The organism is Stenotrophomonas sp. ISL-67 (genome assembly GCF_018612915.1).
GTDB lineage: Bacteria > Pseudomonadota > Gammaproteobacteria > Xanthomonadales > Xanthomonadaceae > Stenotrophomonas.
On the sequence record NZ_JAGGRL010000003.1, the window covers coordinates 79,408 to 101,614 of the forward strand.

Sequence of the window (22,207 nt, forward strand, 5' to 3'; positions counted from 1 at the left end):
CACCCTGCAGCTGTTGGAATGCTGCAGGGTGCGGTGTTCCCGATAGTGCCGCCAGGTGTCGCCTGATGCGGCTGTAGCAGCTTTGATCGGGTGGACCAGCAGGTGTCAGCAATTGCAGGAAGTTGGATCGTCCACAGGGATGTATGCAGCAACGAATTGAGTACCACGGCAAGGCGCCTGGCCCACTCCCTTGGCCACCGTGGTCGGCATGTGGCCGTGTCGGAACGACCAGGCACGGGCCTGGTGCTGGCCGCCGTCTCGGCGCTTGATGAACGAAACAGCCTGGCCTTCAGTGCGGATGGCCGATACATCGTGGCCACCAGCGGCTCAAGTGGCGCAGGGGGTCCAACGTCCGTCTCGCAGGTCATCGCCAACCTGCTTCCGGTGGTGGGCGTCGACGGGGTGCTTTGCCGGATGGTGGATCCGGTGAGCGTGGTCATCTGGGATGAACATGAGCGGACACTGACCCTCGCCCGGGATCGCATGGGGCAGGCCGACATCTACTTCATGTGCGGCCCCTTCGGCCTGGTCTTCTCATCGGAGCTGAAGACGCTCAGGCAGGAAGCCGGTGGGCCACCGGATGTTGATCCGCAGGCGATATCCCAGTTGTTTCGCTACGGGTACATACCGGCACCGCTGACGTCCTACCGTGGAATCTACAAATTACCCGCCGGTACCATGCGGGTGTTCCACCTTCCGGATGTGCATGGCGGGTACCACGGCGGGGAAGCGGCTGGGCGGCTCACCCCGCATTGGAGCCTCAAGGAAGAAGCGGAAGCACAGATGGCGTCGCGCGAGCCATGCGGCATTGATCGTTCCGTGGAAAGGGTGGTCGCCAGCCTGGAACGCGCGATCTGCACGGCACGCACGGGCAGCACGGCCACCTTGCTGTCCGGTGGTGTTGATTCCAGTCTGGTCACCGCGTTGCTGCAGCGACACAGCGAAGGCCCCGTGGAGACGATCTCCGTCGGCTTTGACGATCCTGGCCATGACGAATCCGAATGGGCCGCGGCTGTTGCCCATCTGCTCGGCGCCCGCAACACGCGCCTGGTCATGGAAGACGCAAATGCCATCCGGCTGGTTGAAAGGATGCCGCGCGTGTTCTGCGAACCCTATGCCGACTCGTCCGCGATTCCAACGCTGCTCGCGGCAGAGGCGGCAGGCGCGAGGTGCAGCACGATCCTCACTGGCGACGGCGGCGATGAGCTCTTCTTTGGCCACGCGTCGTATGTGAAGTCGCTGCGCAACTTTGGTCTGGTCCGGCATGTACCGCTCGGGCTGCGCCGGGCGTGCGGAGCCTACGCCTTCCGTTCGCCGGAACGGGCGCGGTTGGGCGGCATTCCGGCGCTGATGTCGGAAGCGAAGTCCAGATCACTCGCCGAAACCTACCTGGCACGCGTTTCGCGATGGCGTGATCCGTCGCGTGCACTGAAGTCCGCGAACGAACCCGTACCCCCGTTCCTGGATGCTGCCCGGCACCCCGCCGGTGGACACCAGGGTGAGCTGCTGCTCTACCTTGATCAGACAAACGAGCTCAGCGAAGGGCTGATGACCAAGTCCGACCGGGCGTTTGGCGCGTTCGGCGTGCAGGCCAGAAGTCCCTTCCTCGACCCCGGGGTGGTCTCGCTGGCGTGGGGTACCCCGTTCGAGAACAAGCTCCGGGAAGGCGAGACCAAGGTCGTGCTCAAGCGGGCCCTGGAACGCTTCCTGCCGGAGCACCATGCCCGGCGTCCAAAGAAGGGTTTCGGCGCACCCGTTGCGCGTTGGCTCAATGGGCCACTGCGCGACTGGGCCGAGGACCTGCTTGACCCGATTGCCATGCGGAACCGCGGCATTCTCGACGAACAGGTTGTTTCTACCCTCTGGACATCGTTCCTCAACGGCAACAGGAAGTACCACACCCACCTCTGGCCGGTATTGATGTTCCAGGCGTGGGATCGGGAATGGAACCGGACAAATGCCCCATGAGCGAGGCAAGCGCGGCGAAGGCCAGAAGGCCGCGGTGGTCGCCAAGGTGGTCCTTGGCAGGACTGTGCCGGACGGTCCACAGCCGGTTCAGGAAAATGCCGGGTCTCAACGAGGGGTTTGTCATCAAGGATTGATGCCGGGACAGCCGGGCGATGGTCCAGCTCAGGCCCGTCATGCCGCTGACGGCGAATCAGCCCGCCCCACCACGGTCGACCTGCCGGTAGCCGATGGCCTCAGCCAGATGCGCGGTAGTGATCTGGTCGCAACTGGCCAGATCCGCCACCGTGCGTGCCATACGCAGGATGCGGTGCATCGAGCGAGCTGAGAGCTGTAGTTGTTCCACGGCTGCTTCCAGCAGCTGCTGGTCTTTGGATTCAAGCTGGCAGTGCGCGTCCAGCTCGGAGGGCAGGAGTTGCGCGTTAGGCTTGCCGCTGCGCTGCAGCTGGATGGTGCGCGCAGCGACCACTCGGCTTCGCACGCTGGCGCTGTCTTCGCCACAAGGGGCATCGCTGCGCAATTCGCGCGGCTCCAGCCGCGGCACCTGCACGTGCAGGTCGATGCGGTCCAGCAGGGGCCCGGAAATGCGACCGCGATAGCGCTGGATGGATTCGCTGCTGCAGCGGCAGCGACCGCTTCGGTCGCCGGCCCAACCGCAGGGGCAGGGATTCATGGCCGCCACCAGCTGGAAGCGTGAGGGGAACGCGTGGGTGCGTGCGGCGCGGGCCACCATCACCGTGCCGGATTCCAGCGGCTCACGCAGGACCTCCAGCGTGTGTCGACTCCATTCGGGCAGTTCGTCGAGGAACAGCACGCCGTTGTGGGCGAGCGATATCTCACCCGGACGTGGATGCGTCCCGCCACCGACCAGTGCGACCGCGCTGGCCGTGTGGTGGGGCGCGCGGTAGGGGCGATGGCGCCAGCGCGCGGTGTCGATGCCCGCGCCGCTGCAGGAGGCGATGGTGGCGGTTTCCAGGGCCTCGGCCTCGGTGGCGTCGGGCAGGACGCCGGGCAGGCGAGACGCCAGCAGGGTCTTGTCGCAGCCGGGCGTTCCCAGAAGCAGCAGGTGGTGCCCGCCAGCGGCAGCCACTTCGAGCGCGCGGCGCGCCTGCTGCTGACCGCGCACATCGCGCAGGTCCGGCACCGCCAATGGGGTGGCCGGCGCAGGCATGGCGCGCGGCAGCGTTCGCCCTTGCAGCGCGCTGCACACGTCCAGCAGGGTTCGCGCCACGCGCACGTCCGCGTGCCGGGCCAGCGCAGCTTCGGCGCCGTTGCTGGCCGCCACCACCAGCGTGCGGCCTTGTTCGGCGGCGGCGATAGCGGCAGGCAGGGCGCCGTCGACGCCGCGCAGCTCACCGGTGAGCGCCAGTTCGCCGAGGAATTCATAGCCGGCCAGCAGCTGCCGGTCGATCTGGTCGCTGGCGGCCAGGATTCCCAGGGCAATGGCGAGATCAAAACGCCCGTCTACCTGCAACAACATCAGTGAGGACACTCGGCTAGAGTCTGTAGATAAGGGAGCGACGCGTCAATAAGAGTGTCCATGGTAGCGGCAGGTGTCATGGACATCGAAAGCGCCGGCGTCATCCGACGGACCGGAGCTTGAGATTCTACGTAGTATGTTTCTCGACCTATCGTGCAGCCGCGGGCGATTGAACGGTGCAACCACTCGGGAGCAGCCCTCGCCGGGCGGTGGGCTTTAGGCCTTAGGTGTTGCAGCCGATGCGTTGTCCCGCAGCGGCTTCAGTTCGTAGAGGGGCTATTGCCGTGCAGGCTTTGCTTTGTCGGACGGGGGTGACCGGTGGCCACTGGACCGCGGCGGCGTGCTGTGCGATCTTCTGGGACGTGGGTCACATATTTGGCCCCGAGTTGGCAGCGCTGTGGGTTGTCTGCCTTGCGGATGGATAGCAGCTTCACCGGTGAATGCTAAGGGGGATTTTCGAAGGCGCCGCTAACCCTGCCTCGTTTGCCATGGAGGCTGTATGGCACCTACGCGGCTGCCTGTGATCGGGTGTTGTTTCAAAATTCGTACGTGGCGCCTAGGGCTCACCGAAGCGTGGCAGTTTCAACATCGTTTACTAGGGATAGGAGACGGAAATGTCTGGATCTGGTGGTGGTAGTTTTGCGGGTGGCGGGGCTCAGGAGATTTCCTGTGGTCGTCTCTCTTTTGAGACCCAGCTGAGTTCTCCCAAGCCTGCAGTCGTGGCTGGAATCAACGTGGGCGACGTTTTGTCGGTTGCCATCGAGCAGCAAGTGGCTGCTCAGGTAGTGGTGATCAAGCACGGCAATCAAGTGGCCGGAGGTATTACCTCTCCCAAGATGTCCCGTCTGCTCGAGTGCATCCGGCAGGGAACCCAGTACCAGGCCACGGTACTTAGCAAGGCCGGCGGCCAGGTAACCATACGCATCTCGCCTTGAGACGCTAGGCAACGACTGGGGAATAAATGGATGTTGACCATCGTCGGTGGTATCTACCGCGAGGTGTGCTTGCGCCCGCAGTGGGACGAAGTGTACGGATCGGCCGGACGTGCAGCGTCAGCGGTGGCGCGTTTGGGTGGACAGGTTACGTTGCATGGATATCTCGATGCCGACCTGCAGCCGATCTTGGAATGTCGTGCAGCAGACGAGGGCTTCGGCCTGTCAATTACCCAGTTGCCGCGGTCTGCCGCTTTTCACTACAGCCACGGATTGTCGGTACCGTGGATCCAGCAGCCAGAGCGGCAGTCGCCGCTAAGCGTGACTGCCGATCACGTGCTTCGCTTTGGCATGCTGGAGAGCACAGTCGTAGTCGACGCCGAGTACGCCGTATTCGATCCACAGAACGTGACCGGGACTGAAGCTTTTGGTGCTAACGGCTCGAAGGCCCGGCACCTGGCGCTTGTACTGAATCTGACGGAGGCAAGGAGCCTTCTCAAAAGGTTTGATGTGACACCCGAGCAGATGGCGGCCGATCTGGCTTCGCAGCACGGCGCAGAAGTGGTGGTGTTGAAGATGGGGCCGAAGGGAGCCTTGGTGCACCACGAGGGCGGCACTGAGTGTGTTCCGGCCTATGCCACCTCTCGGGTATGGAAGATCGGCAGCGGGGATCAGTTTGCGGCCAACTTTGCGTACGCCTGGATGGAGGAGCGCCGCTCGCCCTTGGAGGCTGCGGATCGAGCATCGCGCTCGGCTGCCTTCTACGCTCAGCATCGCAGGTATCCCGATATCGAGGAGCTTGATGCATTCGCTCCGGTGCCGCTGCGGCTATCGGCCACCTATATGCAGGGGCAGGTGCCTACCGTTTACTTGGCCGGACCCTTCTTCACCCTGGGACAGCTATGGGTTGTCGAGCAGGCACGCAACTGCCTCCTCGACATGGGCTTGGACGTGTTCTCCCCCTACCACGACGTGGGCCCTGGCCCGGCCGAGATGGTGGTGGGGAAGGACATTGACGGCATCAACCAGAGCCAGGTCATGCTCGCCATCGCTGATGGACTGGACTCAGGCACGATCTTCGAGGTGGGGTACGCGCGATCTCAGGGGATCCCGGTGGTGGTGTATGCCGAGAACGTATCGCCTGAGGACCTGAAGATGATGGAGGGTACCGACTGCTTCCTGCGCGATGACTTCGTCAGTGCCATCTATCAGACCGCTTGGAATGGTGTCTGCGTATGAAGACCGCCCTCCTACTGTCTGGCGGGATGGATTCGATCGCCTTGGCCTGGTGGAAGCGCCCGGATATGGCGTTCACCGTGGACTATGGCCAACTCGCCGCGGCTGCGGAAGTGGTCGCGGCCAGCGCCGTGAGCGCGCGACTGCAGATCCCGCATTACGTGATTCGGTTTGACGGTCGTGAGCTGGGTTCTGGGGACATGGCAGGGTCCACCCCGGACGCTCACGCGCCTGCCAGTGACTGGTGGCCCTACCGAAACCAGCTGCTGCTTACCCTGGTTGGTATGAAGGCGATCCCTCTGGGCGCGCAGAGGCTCTGGGTCGGTACAGTTGCTTCAGATGGTAGCCATCAAGATGGCACGTCGGGCTTCGTCGATCTGGTCAGCAAGCTTATGCAAAGCCAGGAAGGCGGCATGGTGGTTGAGGCCCCGGCGATCCAACTGCAAACCAGCGATCTGGTGCGCACCTCGGGGATACCTCGTGATCTGCTGTCTTGGGCTCACAGCTGCCACAAAGCGTCGGTCGCCTGCGGCAACTGCCGGGGCTGCAACAAGTACTTCCAGGTATGGCACGAGCTCGAAGGCTATGTGGGCGACGCTGGGTAATCCGGTCCCTCGTCAGGACCCCAGGCCCTATACGCCTTGGCGGTGGCCGGTAGTGCGCTCGATCGCACTGCCGGCCGCTTCGGGCACAGTGAGTCAATGGCCTGAGGTGCTCCTGCAGCGCCGAAGCCGCAGGGACTTTGCGCCCATCGATATGCAGGCGCTGAGCACGCTGCTATGGCACACCGTGCATTGCCAGCGCACCGCTGAGTCGCCAATGGGGTTCTCCCTGCAGCAGCGGCCAGTCCCCTCTGCAGGCGCTATCCATCCGGTGCACCTGCTGGTGCAGCTTCCGCTGGAGGGTGGGCAATGGGCACGCTACAACGCTCTGACCCATGCCCTGGATGTCCTGGACCATGCGTCCACCGTCTTGCAGGGGCTGTGCGAAGAGGCTGGTCAGGTGCTTCGGATCGATCCGGGCTCGCTGCTCTTGTTCGTGGCAGAGCCGGCAATGACCGCCGCCAAGTATGAGAATCCCTGCAGTCTGATATGGCGCGATGCAGGGGTCATGCAGGGGGCGCTGGCCATTACCGCGGAGGCCTTGGCGTTGAACTGCTGCCTTCTTGGGATCACTGGTGACCCATGGGCGGGGCGGTTATCCGAGCAGTGCCATCTGGTTGGAGTGGGGCTGGCGGCGCTGGGAGCGCGGCCGTGAGGGCGCGTGCTTGGCCTTGAACTTGCTTTCCGGCAGCGTGCTGAGCGTGGCGCCGACGGTCAGGGGGGAGGCCATCATATCCAGCCAGATGACGGCATCGAGTTCAGATGCCCTTACGCCGAGCCCACCGCTGAACTTCAGGAACTGGTCCTCGAGCTGGAGGTAGTTCCGCTCCACGGTCAGCTCTGGATCCAAGAAGCCGGCAAGAACGCCGGCGCGCAGGATATGGATATCCAAGATCGCGACATCGTCTGCATCCAGCCAGTTGCGCGCAATCCAAGAGGCGGTCTTGTATCCGATCCCTGGAACAGAGGTAAGCCAGTCGCGTAGGGCGCGACCTGACTGATCCGGAGAGGGCTCCAGGGAGAGCTTGCGCATTGCCGCGGCCAGATAGCGTGCCTTCTGGCTGGCAAAGCGATACCGCACCGAGCGGCCTTCGTGCTCCATCGGCTCGGAGAGCCACTGAAGCAGATCCTGCTCGTCCGGCGCATCAGCCTCAAAGGCGCCCTTCGACTTGAGGTGGTTGTAAGCCAGCAATCCAATGCTCGCAGGGATCCCGTGGCCGCCCAGAAGGCATGCGCCCACTTCCTCGCGAAGCGTCTTGCCCAGCTTGTACTTGATCGAGCGCGCCTCGATGCGCCTGGCCATGACCTGGTATGCCCAGTACGCCGGCGTGGGGAACGCTTCGACGGCGCCCCACGGCACCCCGGCAACTACTTCCGACTCTGCGGAGGGCAGTTCAACGTTCACCGTCATGGATTCGAGCATTACGCAGGCGCGCTGCATGGGGAGCCTCTTTGGTCGCCGAGCGTTGCATCTGCAACTTCGGACAAGCTGGGGTTACACCTGATCGGACTGGCAGGGCGTGTAGGGCGCGTCCCCGCGTAGTGGGAGTCCGCTTTCTTTTTATACATCTTATACCATAAAGTATGCGTATATGCCAAAAATACCCCAGAGCTTTCATCCATTAATGCGCTCTCTTCCAGCGGCCCTGGAGGCTCGCATGATTGCGCTTGGACACAGTCAAATGCAGGTTTCAGCCCTTACTGGTGTCCCGCAGCCGCAGATCAGTCGCGCACTGCAGGGCGCACGAAAGCGCCTTACGCCGGACATGGAAAAGCTATGCCGTTATGCGCTTTTGAGTGCGGAAGAGCCGGAGGTTGTGGGTGACGCGGCTCTGGAGGTCACCTTGCTAATGCGTCAGCTGATTGGGGACAGCACGCTGGCAGCAGCGCACATGAAGGCCGTGCTTCGCAGTCTGGCTCCATTGATGGCCGACTATCGGCAGCGGATCTCGCTGTAATACTGGTGCTGGTCTCAGCCGTCTGGCGCAGTGGACCTTTTTGAAGGTGTGCCTTGTCATACGGGTCAACCTCCCGGCAACGCTCTTGACGATTCTGGCGTTCCGGCGAAATCAAATGGAAATCTGCATCAGCCAAGGAGGTTTCATGAAGTTAAAGTCGATGACAGTAGCGAACTTTCGTTGCTACAAAAGCCCATTCACCGTGACGTTCGACGATCTCACTGCTCTTGTTGGACGTAACGATGCCGGTAAATCAACACTGTTGGACGCGCTGGACGTCTTCTTCAATGACAAGGCTCTCGATAAGAACGATGCCTCGAAGGGAGGAGACGCCAAGGCAGTCACCGTTACATGCGTGTTCTGGGACTTGCCCAGTGAACTGATTCTTGATGAAGCTGCTTCGACCAGCCTGAGTGGCGAGTATCTACTCAATGCGGATGGCGAACTGGAGATCACGAAGGTCTACAACTGCTCAATCGAGAGGCCGAAGCTTACCGCCCTACGTCTGAAGGCCGTCCATCCTGGCGCTGAGAAGGTCAAGGATCTGTTGGCCCTGAAGATCGACGAACTGAAGGCCCGGGCCGAAGAAGTTGACGTTGACATGGCACTGGTCAACAGGACTGTGAAGCGCGATCTGCGATCAGCTATTCGCACCAAAGTTGGGCAGCTGGACACGGCTGTCAGGGCTGTCCTTATCGGCGGCGAAGGCGTTGACGACAAGAGCAACGCGATAAAGCTGTGGGATGGGTTGAAGGCGACGCTGCCCCTGTATGCATTGTTCAAGAGCGACCGCCAGAGTTCCGACCAAGACTCGGAAGCACAAGACCCGCTTAAGGTTGCCATCAAGGAGGCGATCGCAGAAAAGGCGATGGAACTGCAGGCGGTTATGACGTTCGTAGAAGGGGAGGTCAAGAAGGTTGCCGATCTCACTCTTCAGAAGCTTAAGGAGATGGATCCAGCTGTCGCAGACACACTTACCCCGAAGTTCGAGAGGCCCAACTGGGCGGCGCTCATAAAAGCCTCCATTACGGGCGACGACGAGATCCCGTTGAACAAGCGGGGAAGTGGCGTGCGCCGCCTTATCCTTCTGAACTTCTTTCGGGCGAAAGCCGAGCGGGTTATGCGGGAGAAAGGTGCGCAGTCGACCATCTACGCTGTCGAGGAGCCAGAGACCAGTCAGCATCCGAACAATCAGCGTCTGTTAATGCGGGCACTGCAGCAGCTTGCTGTGGGCGACGATCAGGTAATCGTCACAACTCATACGCCTACCCTTGCGCGATCACTCCCGAGTAGCTGTTTGAGATTCCTAAGCAGAAGCAAAGATGGCACTAGGATCATCTCTATCGGCGGCGAGGACGCAGTCAATAAGGAGATAGCCGACAGCCTGGGTGTCCTGCCTGATCATTCGGTGAAGGTTTTTATCGTGGTGGAGGGTATCCATGACATTTCCTTCATGAAGAGCCTCTCCAAGATGTTCCGCTCTCATGGCACAGCAGTCCCTGATCTCGAAGCACTGGAGCTGGCAGGTGACGTGGTTTTTGTGCCCTCTGGCGGCGCCAACAATCTAGCGTTGTGGGCCTCACGTCTGCATGCACTCAATCGTCCAGAGTTCCATCTCTACGACCGAGATGCCCCCGTCAACGCGCCTGCCAAGCATCAGGAGAAGGTGAATGCGGTGAATCAGCGCGCTGGGTGTAAAGGCGTTTCCACATCAAGGAATGAGATGGAGAACTTCGTGCATCATGCGGCGATCAACGCATGCGCACAGGCGCTGCAACTTGCTTGCAATCTCGCCGGTCCGTTTGGAGCTGACGATGATGTTCCAGAGTTGCTGAAAGTAGAGCTGAATCTCCACGCCCCTGCTGGGGCTAAGTGGGGATCCAACAGGGTGAAGGCGTGGCTGGCCGAAGTTGTAGTGCCGACAATGGATGCTCACATGCTTGGCGAGGTTGATCCTGCCGGGGAGATGCGCGGATGGTTGTCGGACATTGAGCTGATGCTTTCCCCGCCTCAGGTACCGCAGCTCGGTTGAGATCGCGTAGGGGTCTTGGATATTTTTGGGGGGCATCCCGGCGCGCGGTTGGGATGCCCCAGTGAAGTCACGCAAGCATGACCGCTTCTGGCCGATAGCAGAAATGCAAAGGGTGTTTGGTGATTAGGGTTGGTTGTCGGGGGTAGAGAGGGACTGCTTCCGGCCCTAAGCTGACATCCTTCACGTAGTTGATGCTCTCCGTCCGGCCTTCAATCCTAGAAGTTGGGGGTTAGCTATGCGTTGGCTTACTAGCCGCCACCCGCAATCCAAGTGGAGGTATTTCGCAGGCCGAACCGAGGACTAACCGTTGCGACTGGGACTGCAACTTATCGGTACGCCGGGTCCGCCTCAGGCACACCCAATTTGGCGGAGCGGACCTTGAGGTTGAGCGGGCCTCAACCTAAAACGGGAGGCGTCCGCGGTAGCTCCCAGTCGGGTCAACCGGGACAGTTCCCTTTCTGGCAAGTGTCAGGCGTGCAACTTTGCCAGATGGCTCCCAGGCTCTATGCTTTCGGCATTCCCTCTCGCAATGGAGCTGTGCCGATGTCGGTGTCCTTGATCGTTCCGCTGCTCGTGCTCGCCGTCGCGACCGTCCTGCTAATCTCCGCCTGGCGTCGCGGGCAGGGCCGTGCCGGATCTCTGCAGTTCACGCCCCGGCAGCTAGAAGGCTACATCGAATTTGACGTGTCCGTGCCCGTGTACGCTCACGGCGAAGACGGCGAGCGGGAGTACATGGACACGTGCGAACGCGGCGTCTGCGTGTTCGGTAAGGACTTCCGCCCCGTACCGGGCCAACCTGGTCGCTTCTTCGCGACCTTTCAGGACGGGGAAGACAACGACGCAGAGCTCGTGGTGGAAGTGGTCGACGACCGCGTGGTGCCGGTGAACATCAACGAGGGCGCCTGTTCCAACTGCCTGCGCGTGGCTGCTAGCTAACTTTGCCAGCTGCGCGCCAGGGCGCGAATTGAAGCTACTCGACCAAGATCGCCGATTGCCCGCCCCGACCGCTGGCACCGCCAGTGCCACCCTCGCCGCGCCCAAGGTCCTGCTCATACTCGTCTACACGGACGCCCAACTGATGCCCACCGACGCGCGCCCGACGTCATCAACGCGGCCTGCAACCAGGCCACGGCCGCAATCGCTCATGCCGAGTCCAGGCTCGCCGGCCAACCCCATCCAATCCGCTTGCGTGAGGCACTGGCCAACATTCAGGGGCACTGGATGCCTGACGCCCGCTTTTGGCCGGAAGCAGACAAAGATCTCGACCCGAGGATGTCTACCGGCGCCTGGGTAATCCACCTGGCGGACTGGGGACGCATCGCAATAGCCAGCTTGTCACTGTACCGGTAGGCTACAGACACTGATCAATGCGGTGTGCACTATGGATGTATTTCGCGATGTGGCTCTGGCCCTTGCTGTTTCTTTAGGTTTCGGGAGTGCTTTGGGATGGCTCATTAAGTCGTGGGTGGGTCAGCGTATTCTTCATGATATTAAGCACACCTATGATAGAAAGCTTGAGTTGCTAAAAAGCGGCTTGAAAGAGCAGGAGAATATATCCGCATCAATCGAGCGTCGGCTTGATTCGGGAGAGGAGTTTGTCAGATCCTCCGCCGCGAAGCTCACGCTTGAGCGTAGAAAGGGAGCTATGGCTTACCAGCTTGAGTGTCTTACTGGGATATGGAATCTGATGGTTGGATTCCGAGACCTATCTTCCCTTGCAAACAATTTGGGTGCGTTGGACTTGTCAGCTCTGGGCGCAACGGACGTCAAAAGTCGCAGGCGATTCATGGAGCTGATGTTTCCACCGGATAATCAGTCGAAGTATGACCTTTTTATCGGTGAGAGATATCGACCTTTTGTACCCGGCGAGCTCTACAAGGCTTACTGTGCGAGTGTCGCCTGCGCGGCATATGTAATGACAGTTGCGGTCGCCTTCAGGACTACGGGAATGGATCCGAGGGAAATAAATCGTCAGTACATCAGGGAAGCCATAGATGAAGTTCTGCCTGGTCGATTCGTGTCTGTTGACCTGCAAACGGATCTAATTCTGATCGGGAGGCTGATGAAAGAGTTGGAGGATTTTGCCGACCTTTCGATTCGTAGAGAGATATCGAGTGGAGAAGCCGGCGACGTCGAGTCAGTGAGAAAGGTGGCGGCGGATGCCCGCAATGCCGTCTCAAATCTACAGATGAGGGTGGCTGTCGATCAGGTCGAATGCAAGGGATCCTGATTCAACCGTCGAATAACGTATTGCTCACCAACGCAGATGCGGCGTTCGTGAGCTAGCGGCAGATCGTTTTTAATCAATGGTATAGCTTACTCAGAGGGAACCCCTTGGGGCAGATGGCCTGACAGCCCGCGCCAATGACGCGGCTGGTATGTCCGCTTCTGGCCGAGAGCGGCCTCCAGACATGCTTTGAGGAAATCACTGGTCGTCTCGCCAACCAGCGTGTGTCGGCGCCGTATCAGCTCACTTGTTAGGCGATTGCAGCGGTTGTAAGCTCCAGTAAGATCGTCGGGGGCGTTCTGCAAGGCATTCGATCAATTGCGGAAGCCTAATGCTCCCATTTCGCGGGCATCAGGCATTCGTTCTTTTACTGAGCAGGAGGAATGGGTGGGCGGCGACGGCATGGAACTCTTCGACTTGAAGGTTGAGCCATCTAATCTTCATCCAGGCTTCAAGCGCTTGCTTGATCCCAACTTGGCCGCTGAGCGGGCAGTACTTTCGGCCTGGGCCAGGGGGTTTCACGATCGCGATAGGAAGTTCGTAAAGGAATTTCAGACCACCTATGAGTCCAGCTTGTGGGAGCTGTACCTACACGCTGTCTTGAGGGACCTCGGGCAGGTGATGGACTTTGCTCACCACGCACCGGACTTCCTCGTTACAAACCCTAGCTCCTTCACCATGGAGGCCACGATTGCAGCGCCTCCATTGGGTGGTGCGCCAGCCATCGGCACCGGTGTCCCAGAGATTCCAGCCGATTTGAACGAGTTCAATCGGCAAGCAACGCTGCGAGCATGCAATGCCATCAGCTCCAAGCTAAAGCGCTACCGTGAGCATTACTCAACGCTGGACCACGTGAAGGATCGCCCGTTTGTTCTGGCGCTCACTCCGTTTGATCGCCCTCTTGCCTATTTGGAGTATGACCGGCCTATCCAGGCTGCACTTTATGGACGTCACATTGATGAAGAGCGGACTATGGCCGAGGGCATGTCAACCGTGCTCGAGCGGGAGATTGCCGCTGTATCGAAGCGACCTGGCGTCGATGTTCCCGTTGGGCTCTTCTGCTCGGATGTCTGCAAGGAAATCTCGGCAGTTGTCTATAGTGCTGTCGCTGGCTGGGGAAAAGTGCGGGCTCTGGCCGACTCCCCGGGCCAGCTCTCTCTCTACACAACGCTCCATGCATCGACACGCTCGTCGATGCCCGAAGTACGACGCGCGCGAAAGCGGAACTACAGCGAGCATCTGTTAGATGGATTGCACGTGTTGCACAATCCCTTTGCTAAGCATCCGTTGCCAGCCGATGTGTTCAAGCATCCAAGCGTTTCGCAAGACCGGATAGAGCGAGACGGCAGCCTTCATCGAACTAGGGAGGAAGGTTTCCTGATGACTCGACAGATCTTCTCCATCCTACCTGTCTGACTTATGCGGCAGCCGTTTCGTGCGGTGGCTGAGTGCCGAACGGTGTAGGAACGCGGCATCAGGCTCGTTCTATTAAGGCTGAGACGTCCCTTGGCCTTCCAGATACGCACGAACGATCTCCAGGTTGCCAAGCTGGCCGGTGCACATTAGCGCCAACGCTGGCGCACCATTGAAGGGTGCCCCTGCATTTGGGCGGCGTATCCAGCCGTCTGCTTTTTGCTGGTCGGGAAAGGGTGTGTGTAGTGAAGCATAGATGCCGAGAACGAAGCTGATTCTCTGGAGTGTCTCAAGCCAGTCGCTGTCCATCGTCCCTGCGTCCAGTCGGGAGCAAGCCACGTCCACGGGCCTTCCCAGGATGGCCGACCGCTCTTGGGTGGTCAGAAACCAAGCGCTGGCAACGCGTGTGAATGCGTGCAGGGCTGTCGCCGCAAGGCTGAGTTCATGATTACCGAGCGACTGGCTAATGGCATCGGACAGTAGGGCATAACAAGCATGCTACTCCCGTTCTGAATGGGGGGGCCATACGTGCTGACACCTCGGATCAGCGCTGCCCTGCGAAAGCTGTCTGAGCGTTTCAGTAGCTCATTCAATGATGTCCTTTCCATAGTCCGTTACAGTCCGGCTACTCCCCCCGGTCACGCTTGGCAAATTGCCCGCGGACTGTACGCCGGGCTGCAGTTCCGCTGGAACGATGCGGCGATTAATCTCATTCCGATAGTAGAAGCCATCGTCCGCGAAGATCTCAAGCGTCACGGCATCGACACTCGGGCGAAAACGACATCGAAGGGGAGAACGAGCGATCACTGACGCTATTGCTTGAGTTGGATGCTGAACTCGACATACTTCCACTGGGAATGAACTTCGAGCTGAAGGCACTGATGACACATCCAGCGGGAGCCAACCTCCGTAACCGCTATGCCCACGGATTGATGTCGGATAGGGAGCTGGCCAGCCCTGCGACCTTGGCTGTATGGTGGCTCGTGATGAGAATCGTGCTCAGGTCATTCGCCGATCCTGCTGACTCCATTGAGCCCGCGAGTAGCGAGCCTTCCGAGGCAACGGAGGATCACCCGAACTGAGGGCGGACAGTTTGCCTCGACGCTGGGCTAGAAGAATAGTCCCGAAGATTGTCGCTTAAAGATTTCCATAGCTAGCGCATGATCGATACGCGTCTGGCCGCTGTGTGGTGCGACGCTGACGAACAAGGCTAACTCTTGCGGGGAGAATGACCAGCTCTCGGGAAGATGCCACTTCCGCTTTACGGCCCCGTCAGCACTGTTGCAGTCGCCGCAAATCACAGTGGGCCGGAACCGCCCGCCGCCATGACAATGATGCTCCGCCAGGGTGATGGTGAATCCCATACCATACTCGTCACCGAACTTGGCGCGCCAAGCCAAGCCTCGGATCTCCGTCCAACGAATCAGCTGCTGCGCCGACCGACCACAACTAGGGCAGCGCCAGCCACTTTCAACGGCGTCGCGGTATTTGCGCGCACAGTGCATCCCGGTGAATGCCGCGATTTCCTCAGGGGTGGGAATGCGCGAGTACTTCGGTGACTTGGCCATGTCTATTCGCTTCCATTAGGTCCAGTCAAGGGGGGCGACGACTGAGCAGCCGCCGCCGCGGATCGTCTGCCAAGCTCCAGGCTCGTACAGGTTGGATCTGCTACAGAATAGACGGCGAGAACAAGGCGACGTCGTATCCTGATGTCCCATAGTCATTCGCGGGAATATTTCAAGAGACCAAGCCAAGCGTCGCATCGTCCGTATCCAGCCGTGTCTATGCGCAGACCCCCAATGCATGGGGTAAGGTGCCAAGATCATGAATAAGCTTTGATTTGCTGATCAAACGAACACATCGCAGCGTTTCGACCGGATACACATCGAGCCTAACCAACACGTCAGTGCCAAAATCGATGTACACCGGCTTGGTTGCATTCAACCAAGTAGTGTGCGGCCGCATCCAACAAAAGTTGCGGTAGCCGACGTCGGCGGTTTCGAACTTCGCGCGCTCATCCGCAAAAAAGTACACGCGGTGCATGTTGCTATTGGGTGATCGCTTTCGGTCTTCCACAATTTCAGAAAGCTTGTGATACATCCCTTGTGTGGTCCCTCGATGCGTCCGGTGTTCGATGGGGAACCATCGGTAATCCTGCGCCCAGGGAAGAGAGGGATCGGGGAGCAGGTGGTGGATGGTGAAGTTCTTCTGGAAACGCCTGCCGTCAATGATCCACACAAGGTTCTGATAAAAATCCTCGCGCGATTGGCGTTCCGCGTCCGTCATCGCCGAATGCTGCACCTCCACGTATATGCCGCTGGGCGTCTTGACGTCTGCGCGATGAATCTCGCCATCTGGCGCAACGTGATTGATCTCATGGCATTCGACAGGCCAATGTGCCTTCCACGCTCGATGCCACTCGGTCTCATTCTCCCACCATGGATCACAGTTCCGCCGCCCTGCATGGGCCCAGTGATGAATGACCTTTTCGCCACATTTGGCAACCATTGCGGCGCCACATCTCGGGCAGATTCCCTTGAGTCCGGCGCTCGGGAGCGTTCGTGCTCCCTGAACCAATGCGATTTCCATTCCCTGATCGCCTCTGCTTGAGCTCTGCCTAGTCTAAGGATCTGCTCGGGCAGTTGCATTGACCTACCGCAGCTCCGCGGACTGCTGCCGCTTGAGCAGCTTAGGCGCTGTACAAGCGCCATAGCTCCGTCACCACCTCGCGTCTGAACTCCAGGGCGAAAAGTCTTCCCGGGCGGCTTCAATCACTAGCGCGGGCTCAAGGGCCAGCATGTCTGATGGGGTACTCCCATGCAGCCGAGCATGGGGAGCGATCAGCCACTCGAGCTCCTCCCAGCCTGATGTCCGATCGCCGTCGGACAAGCCGTGTCGACCGCGCAGAAGTGCCAGCACCTCCGGGAGGGCGCGCAAAGGGCGCCCAGCAGGATCGAGCTGCCATGGAGGAAAGAGATACAGATTCCTTTCTGGAGACCACACGGCAAAAACGTTGCCGGATTGTAGCTGTTGATTCAGCGTACCGCTCTCTCGAGCATCCGGGTGAAGCAGCATCTCGAACGTCGTCACATCGTGCCAATTAGCCACGGTTTGTGCCCTTGCCTCGGCGGATGCTGGGGTTTCCGGAGGCACTCTACTGCGCATCATCTGGCTTCCGCATGAGCTACGGGCCCCCAAGAATGCCACGGCCGTCGGGTAGTAGGGTGTGGGGGAAATGTCTCGAGCGTCCAAAGCAAGAGGCGGCAGGGTCAGCGGTACGACGCACCGACGCACTCGCGTATAGAGTAGCGTGCATGAGTAGGCGAGGGTGCCTGATGTGGCAGAATCGGCGCCAAATGAAGCTCGGCTGCTTGCCTTCGAAAAACGACAATGACCGGCGCAATCACGGGTCCAGACGATCCTTCCAGCCACACCCGAACTGAGTGGTAAGCAATGATCTCTGGGTGCTAGCGAATCTTATAAGGCATTGATATTAGAGGTTTTCTAGGCTGGCGCCCGGCCAGCCCCGGCGAAAATGCTTCGCCAAGCTCCCCAAGATCACTGAGCTTCGCCGGCCGGCGTGAGGCAGTAAGTTTAAGCTCTAGCCCTCGGCAGCGCTCTTCCAAGGCGTGGGGAAAACGTCGCGAATTCCCAATGGACGGGCGGGCAAGTGCCCGCGGACCTACCAGCGTGCGTCATCGCTTCGGGACGAAAAGTCTTACCTGGCGACATCCAGCACGAGGCCGCTCCGCCCCTGCGAAGGCCCGGATCGTTCTGCCTCCCTTCCCGACGCGCGAAGATCACTAGACGGCCTCAGCGGGGGCGTTAACTCCTTGCGAATCGCCATCAGCAACGGAAAGGGCCGGCTGACGGGAGCTGCGGATGCGCTGCCGCCCCACTCCCAGCAACTTGCGGTACATTCTTGCAACAGGGGTGCTGACCAAGGAAATCACGTCCGCAGCCGTCGCAAGCACCGTCTAGGAGTAGCCTGACTGTCATCAGCCAACCACCGTCCGAGGTAAAGAAGACCCTTCTCAGTCAGTGCAGCAATTTCGTCTCGATGAGGCTGACAAATGCTGAGGATCAAGGTGTTATCAAGCGTCTTCTACCTGATAGCCTTGGCGGATTTAGCGATATTTTGCCGACGCTTGATACCGGAGAAGCGTTGGACGTTGGAGATGCCAGTCTGCTGCCAAGTCGCATCCGAATAGACGAGCCAAAGAACAAGCCTGATAGCGGGACTGTCAACTTTTGGGATGAGTGGCAACAGGATGTTGCTGCCGATCGTACAACGATCGCCGTTGAGAATTGGCGGAAACAGAGCGTCCAGTAGCCCCCCACTCAGTTGACGCTACTGACTGCATATCAATGGCGTCTCCTGCCTGTTTTCTCCCCAAGCATTTCGGTGGTTGAGCAGCGCATCCTTCCTTCCAAAGTGCGTCATAAGCGGAGCGGGGGCGGCATCACCTCGGAGCGAGCTACGTTGCAGAAGTTACATACGCGTTTCGACCCCTTGAATGGCATCGGACAGCCGCGCCTTCCGTCAGCGGGGCAGCCGTCTGTGCGGTTCGCCTGCGGCTGCCCTTTCCAGCTCAAGGACGCGTTGTGCGAGTTCAAGCACCCGGGCATCCGATAGGACCAGAGCAGACATTGCGGCGTCCCGCTGCAGAGCCGTCTCGTTAATTTGAGTTTTGAGGCTGGTACAGCGTGGACAGGCATCCGCACCTGGGCGGCGTCGTGCACCCAAACTGCTTCCGGCGTCCTGGTGCCTTGACGCGATTGCTTGGATTTCTGCCACTAGAGTAGGAAATCGGCTCTTCTTCAGGGCGCTGGGATCGCATCCCGCCTCGCGAGCCACATTGTTCTGCGTGACCCTGGTGCCCGGCTCGAGCACCCGGGGGCGCCCATCGCGCAGACGGTGAAACGCATCCCGAAAACGCTCTTCGGCTGTGGTCGGTATGCCCGATGATTGCTCAAGCGCCATCGATCAGCTCCAGTGATTTTTCAAGACTTCGGATTTGCGAGGCAACCTGATTTCTGCGCGCCTCACTTTCTCCGCAGCGCGACAGCTCGGCGCGCTTCTGGTTAAGTAGCTGCATAAGGACCTGGCGTCGCTCGCGGTCCACCATCGCATCTGTACACCCCTTCGAGCTGTCCATTCCCATGCAGGGTCCAATATCGTCGTAGCCGCCTGAGGTGCAAGAGGTGGCCTTAACGCACACGCCAAGCAGTGTGCGGCGGAAAACGGGCGTAAAAGTGCCGCTCCCGCCGCGCTGCTTCGGAGCGCCGGCGAGGGTTCGAAACTTGTGCTCCGGACCGTAAGGAGAGACGAACCGATCTTCAAATAGTTGCTCGGAGGCCCGCGCCATCGACTCAAGTGCCTCTTTGAGGTACTCCGCCTGCATGTCACGGCTGATTGCCTTAGACGAATAGCCACGCCCGTAATAGATCGACATAGAGCGACTAAGATGCTTTAGTTGGTACTGAAGGCTGGCATCGCTGACGATACCCGAGGCGGACATGTTTACAGCGGTGGTGCGGCGTAGCTGATGCCAGGCTAGCGGCCAGAGCGCGCCCACGGTGTATCGCTCGGCGTTCAGTGTGGGCGTGACGCGCCTCGCTTCATCTAGGTCGCCTGGTCTGATCTTCAGCTCATTAGCGTCAAAAAGCAGCGGAAATTGTCTTTCCCAGTTTGCGTAGGCGTGGGTTGGAGGACGGATGTCTTCGTTCTCAGGCCGCTTGCCATTGACGGCTGCCCAAGGTTCGCTGCACCAAGTAAACAGCAGTTGCTCGCGCGCGTCCGAGGAGGGGGAGCGCGGTGACGGTCCGTCTCGGGCTGAGCGGACGAGTTCAAGTGCTTCCAACGCCTTCTGTACGTCTCGGCAGGTGACCCAAAGTGCTTCGTCTTCGGTGAGGGTTTTGGTCGTCTTGCCTCGTATGAAGTAGATCATGCCCAGAACTTCGTCCGATTCTGCTACGAAGCAGCCACGCCGGAGGGAGAGGACCTCCCCGATTCGCATCCCGGTCAAGTTCGCAATGAGGGCGCTTGCGGCGAAACTGGCCAAGGAAAAAACGGAACCGAAAGACGAGAGTCGTAGGCCCTCTTTTGGGCCGCGCCACGTCGTCATGAACTCTGTAAGTCCGTGCTTGGCTAGGAAGTCGGCGATGGATCCTAGGTACTTTGCGCCCGGATATCTCGTACAGGCGCGTAGAAATGGAGAGAAGGAAGTCTTATCGAGATTACAGCTCGCCAGCGCGCAGGCCCGGTTGGCCGTGTAGACCTCGCATGCTTGTTGGTAGGCTGCAGTCAGCTCCACCCTGTGCTGCAGAAACTCCGTCAGGTATCGGTTGAGCCGGCCGAGTTGGTAGGCCCAAATACGCGGCGGCACATATGCGGTCTGCCGCCTTACAGGATCGGGAAGGCTCCTGGAAAAGATGCTCATTGCCTTCTTGTCGAAGACGATGAAGCCGATTTGGTTTGAGAACGTGAGAAGCGACTGCAGTTCCAGGAGGAGCGTATCGGCGAACGAGCGTTTCAGCTGCACCGCGAACTCCCTTACTTCGCACGGAAGCTCACTGAATTTCTTCAGATCTATTCCCTTGCGCGTAGCGAATCGGACCAGCACGCTGAAGCGGGCGTGGTACGTATGTAGCGACGTCGGTTTGGTCGGGCGTCGCTCGCCGAACAGCCACCAGGCGGCGATCTCCTTAAATGTCTGCCTGTTACTTTGGGAGACCCTGCTATGGTCTGAGGCCAGCTGCGCAAAGTGTAGTCGACAGCTCTTGCCGGCCGCCGCGGAGAAGTCCCAAACGTCGTCTTCGAAACGACTTATCACTTTCCCCAAGCCGTCGAATGACATGGGTGCATCTGGCGTAGGGGGCCATGCGGGAAGCGCGACCGATGGACATCTGTCGCTTGGCTGAGGAAGTAACAGCTTATAAGTCAGTCGCGTCATGGGAACGTTCCGCTGCATTGATGATGTCGGACCAGCGAGGATGAAAATCCCCTTCCATGACTCTATCCTCCGCCTCCTGCACGAGCTTTGGTCCATGCCCTCCCTGAAGGCGCATTTGGTTGAGTTTCTCCGAAAGGGCGGTGATCACGATCCTTGGGGTCGGCGGCTCGGGCGAATTCTGCCTAACAGGAGGATAGGCAGCGAGTTCGATTGATTTGAGATAGCGATAGGTAACCAATGACCAAGCGTAGTCGAGCGACAGCTCGTCGCGATGATCCAAACAGAACAGGCAGCCGGCCGCCGATCGGCAATCGGGGACTGGCTGGCCTGCACGTACCGGCATGGACCGCGGTGACCCGCTGCAGGTGCCCGGGCCTGCCGACAGCAATGACGAACCCAGTTCATTCCAGAACCCTGTAATCTCGGTGGCCGCTCGCTGGTGATGGGGGCGTTGGTAGCCCATCAGCACACCCACCGAGTGCTGCGCCACGGCCGCGGTAAGCAGGAGATCGTCGCTACGCCTCAAGAAGTAATTGACGCGTGTGCAGCGCAACTCGCGGGCGCCGATGTAGGCCGTCTCGGCCCGACGGCAAAGGCGTCGCAGACCATTGCAGTGGTACTCTTGGCGATGAGGGTCACACGGCCGGACAGCAAACGGGAAGAGGCGATCGTCGTTCGGGTCAGCAATTGAGTTACGCCAGTTGAGGTATCGGTCGAAATGCTGTCTGTATCCATTGAATATTTCAAAGGCAACTTCACCGCCTCTTCTTGCTTTGTAGACGCCCTTCACGAGGAAGCCGCCCTCACGTGTCCGATATCGGAATCGAGAAACGCCTAGATTGAATGCCTGCGCTAAGTTCATTCCGGTTTGTGCAATGAAGATCGCAAGCTCTGCTTCGATCCTGAGATTGACTAGGGCCCGCCGTGCAGCCAGCGTTCCTGCGGTAAGCTTATGTACTCGGCCTTTATCAGGCTTCCATTTCTGATCAGTTCGGCTCTTCGCGGCGTGCGCGGCGCTCAGGGTGTCGTCGGAGGGTATGCCCGACCAGAGCTCCAGCGATTTCTCTCCGAAGTCGAACGTGAGCGGCAATGGACCTGTGATTGTCTCCGTCGTGAGTAGGTCGGCAATCACTCGCATCAGCTTGCCAAACGCAAAGGTCTTTTCCAGGTCCTGCTTTTCGTGCCGACTTCCATTGTTCCGTCGAGGCGGTTTTACCAGGCGTGCCGGAATTCTGAAACGATCTCCGCTAATGTCGGTAGACTCGGACAGCATTCTCACAAGGCGAGTGGCACTTGAGTAGTGAGAGATTGGCTTCTTGCTGTTCCGAACGTCCTCCGCCCAAGCGACGAAGATGTCAATGACGTTGGCAATCGTAGGGTCTAGGTCTGAATCGCCCAGGCTTTTG

15 protein-coding genes and 1 pseudogene are annotated in these 22,207 nt (G+C 59.6%); 10 read left to right on the forward strand and 6 right to left on the reverse strand.

All coding sequences use genetic code 11. The features are described from left to right. Positions 1 to 243: 243 nt before the first annotated feature. The gene (locus tag J7J08_RS05865) at positions 244 to 1,968 is read left to right on the forward strand and encodes an asparagine synthase C-terminal domain-containing protein (RefSeq protein WP_214902588.1); all 1,725 of its coding nucleotides are present in this window, start codon (positions 244 to 246) and stop codon (positions 1,966 to 1,968) included. 190 nt (positions 1,969 to 2,158) lie between these two features. On the opposite strand, the pseudogene J7J08_RS05870 reads toward J7J08_RS05865, so the two are convergent. Then, positions 2,159 to 3,427, reverse strand: a pseudogene (locus J7J08_RS05870) (YifB family Mg chelatase-like AAA ATPase); the annotation flags it as partial. Between the two features lie 632 nt (positions 3,428 to 4,059). Between J7J08_RS05870 and J7J08_RS05875 the strand changes: the two are divergent. The 4 genes from J7J08_RS05875 to J7J08_RS05890 are packed head-to-tail and all read left to right on the forward strand — an operon-like array spanning position 4,060 to position 6,870. Next, positions 4,060 to 4,380: a hypothetical protein gene (locus J7J08_RS05875; protein WP_214902589.1), complete on the forward strand. Its 321-nt coding sequence runs from the start codon at positions 4,060 to 4,062 to the stop codon at positions 4,378 to 4,380. A 30-nt stretch (positions 4,381 to 4,410) separates the two neighbouring features. Next, positions 4,411 to 5,616 (forward strand): PfkB family carbohydrate kinase, encoded by a 1,206-nt coding sequence (locus tag J7J08_RS05880; RefSeq protein ID WP_214902590.1) that lies wholly within the window; start codon positions 4,411 to 4,413, stop codon positions 5,614 to 5,616. After that, positions 5,613 to 6,218 carry a 7-cyano-7-deazaguanine synthase gene (locus tag J7J08_RS05885; RefSeq protein ID WP_214902591.1) on the forward strand — a complete coding sequence of 202 codons (606 nt, stop codon included), beginning with the start codon at positions 5,613 to 5,615 and terminating at the stop codon, positions 6,216 to 6,218. The genes J7J08_RS05880 and J7J08_RS05885 overlap by 4 nt, the downstream gene beginning before the upstream one ends. Before the next feature lie 52 nt (positions 6,219 to 6,270). Next, on the forward strand, positions 6,271 to 6,870 hold the full coding sequence (locus tag J7J08_RS05890; protein WP_214902593.1) for a nitroreductase family protein: 600 nt from the start codon (positions 6,271 to 6,273) through the stop codon (positions 6,868 to 6,870). Here the strand turns inward: J7J08_RS05890 and J7J08_RS05895 are convergent. Next, complete coding sequence (locus tag J7J08_RS05895; protein ID WP_214902595.1) at positions 6,811 to 7,656, reverse strand: 8-oxoguanine DNA glycosylase; 846 nt, start codon at positions 7,654 to 7,656, stop codon at positions 6,811 to 6,813. The two genes, J7J08_RS05890 and J7J08_RS05895, sit on opposite strands and share 60 nt — an antisense overlap. 217 nt (positions 7,657 to 7,873) lie before the next feature. Here J7J08_RS05895 and J7J08_RS05900 point away from each other — a divergent pair, with 217 nt between their 5' ends. From J7J08_RS05900 to J7J08_RS05920, 5 genes are all read left to right on the forward strand, one after another. Continuing rightward, positions 7,874 to 8,173 (forward strand): hypothetical protein, encoded by a 300-nt coding sequence (locus J7J08_RS05900; protein WP_214902597.1) that lies wholly within the window; start codon positions 7,874 to 7,876, stop codon positions 8,171 to 8,173. Between the two features lie 115 nt (positions 8,174 to 8,288). Beyond that, positions 8,289 to 10,205 carry an ATP-binding protein gene (locus J7J08_RS05905; protein ID WP_214902600.1) on the forward strand — a complete coding sequence of 639 codons (1,917 nt, stop codon included), beginning with the start codon at positions 8,289 to 8,291 and terminating at the stop codon, positions 10,203 to 10,205. 543 nt (positions 10,206 to 10,748) lie between these two features. Beyond that, positions 10,749 to 11,141 (forward strand): hypothetical protein, encoded by a 393-nt coding sequence (locus tag J7J08_RS05910; RefSeq protein WP_214902603.1) that lies wholly within the window; start codon positions 10,749 to 10,751, stop codon positions 11,139 to 11,141. Between the two features lie 445 nt (positions 11,142 to 11,586). After that, positions 11,587 to 12,435, forward strand: coding sequence for a hypothetical protein (locus tag J7J08_RS05915; protein WP_214902606.1), 849 nt, complete (start codon positions 11,587 to 11,589; stop codon positions 12,433 to 12,435). Between the two features lie 399 nt (positions 12,436 to 12,834). After that, positions 12,835 to 13,848 (forward strand): hypothetical protein, encoded by a 1,014-nt coding sequence (locus tag J7J08_RS05920; protein ID WP_214902609.1) that lies wholly within the window; start codon positions 12,835 to 12,837, stop codon positions 13,846 to 13,848. Between the two features lie 1,106 nt (positions 13,849 to 14,954). Here J7J08_RS05920 and J7J08_RS05935 read toward each other — a convergent pair. The 4 genes from J7J08_RS05935 to J7J08_RS05950 all read right to left on the reverse strand — a co-directional run. Further along, positions 14,955 to 15,413 (reverse strand): hypothetical protein, encoded by a 459-nt coding sequence (locus tag J7J08_RS05935; protein WP_214902618.1) that lies wholly within the window; start codon positions 15,411 to 15,413, stop codon positions 14,955 to 14,957. A 214-nt stretch (positions 15,414 to 15,627) separates the two neighbouring features. Further along, positions 15,628 to 16,434, reverse strand: a complete 807-nt coding sequence (locus tag J7J08_RS05940) for a competence protein CoiA family protein (RefSeq protein WP_214902621.1) — start codon at positions 16,432 to 16,434, stop codon at positions 15,628 to 15,630. A gap of 2,384 nt (positions 16,435 to 18,818) precedes the next feature. After that, entirely contained in the window at positions 18,819 to 20,705 is a 1,887-nt protein-coding gene (locus J7J08_RS05945; protein WP_214902624.1) for a hypothetical protein, read from the reverse strand. 76 nt (positions 20,706 to 20,781) lie between these two features. Then, positions 20,782 to 22,207, reverse strand: a 1,426-nt coding sequence (locus tag J7J08_RS05950; protein WP_214902627.1) for a hypothetical protein, incomplete at its 5' end; no start/stop codon positions are given.

What these genes read in the sequence shown, in the direction of transcription:
- J7J08_RS05895 (WP_214902595.1), bottom strand. Translation starts at nt 7,656, where the DNA reads ATGCAGCGCGCCTGCGTAATGCTCGAATCCATGACGGTGAACGTTGAA.
- J7J08_RS05900 (WP_214902597.1), top strand. Translation starts at nt 7,874, where the DNA reads ATGATTGCGCTTGGACACAGTCAAATGCAGGTTTCAGCCCTTACTGGT.
- J7J08_RS05940 (WP_214902621.1), bottom strand. Translation starts at nt 16,434, where the DNA reads ATGGAAATCGCATTGGTTCAGGGAGCACGAACGCTCCCGAGCGCCGGA.
- J7J08_RS05910 (WP_214902603.1), top strand. Translation starts at nt 10,749, where the DNA reads ATGTCGGTGTCCTTGATCGTTCCGCTGCTCGTGCTCGCCGTCGCGACC.
- J7J08_RS05920 (WP_214902609.1), top strand. Translation starts at nt 12,835, where the DNA reads ATGGAACTCTTCGACTTGAAGGTTGAGCCATCTAATCTTCATCCAGGC.
- J7J08_RS05885 (WP_214902591.1), top strand. Translation starts at nt 5,613, where the DNA reads ATGAAGACCGCCCTCCTACTGTCTGGCGGGATGGATTCGATCGCCTTG.
- J7J08_RS05945 (WP_214902624.1), bottom strand. Translation starts at nt 20,705, where the DNA reads ATGTCATTCGACGGCTTGGGGAAAGTGATAAGTCGTTTCGAAGACGAC.
- J7J08_RS05905 (WP_214902600.1), top strand. Translation starts at nt 8,289, where the DNA reads ATGGAAATCTGCATCAGCCAAGGAGGTTTCATGAAGTTAAAGTCGATG.
- J7J08_RS05880 (WP_214902590.1), top strand. Translation starts at nt 4,411, where the DNA reads ATGTTGACCATCGTCGGTGGTATCTACCGCGAGGTGTGCTTGCGCCCG.
- J7J08_RS05875 (WP_214902589.1), top strand. Translation starts at nt 4,060, where the DNA reads ATGTCTGGATCTGGTGGTGGTAGTTTTGCGGGTGGCGGGGCTCAGGAG.
- J7J08_RS05915 (WP_214902606.1), top strand. Translation starts at nt 11,587, where the DNA reads ATGGATGTATTTCGCGATGTGGCTCTGGCCCTTGCTGTTTCTTTAGGT.
- J7J08_RS05935 (WP_214902618.1), bottom strand. Translation starts at nt 15,413, where the DNA reads ATGGCCAAGTCACCGAAGTACTCGCGCATTCCCACCCCTGAGGAAATC.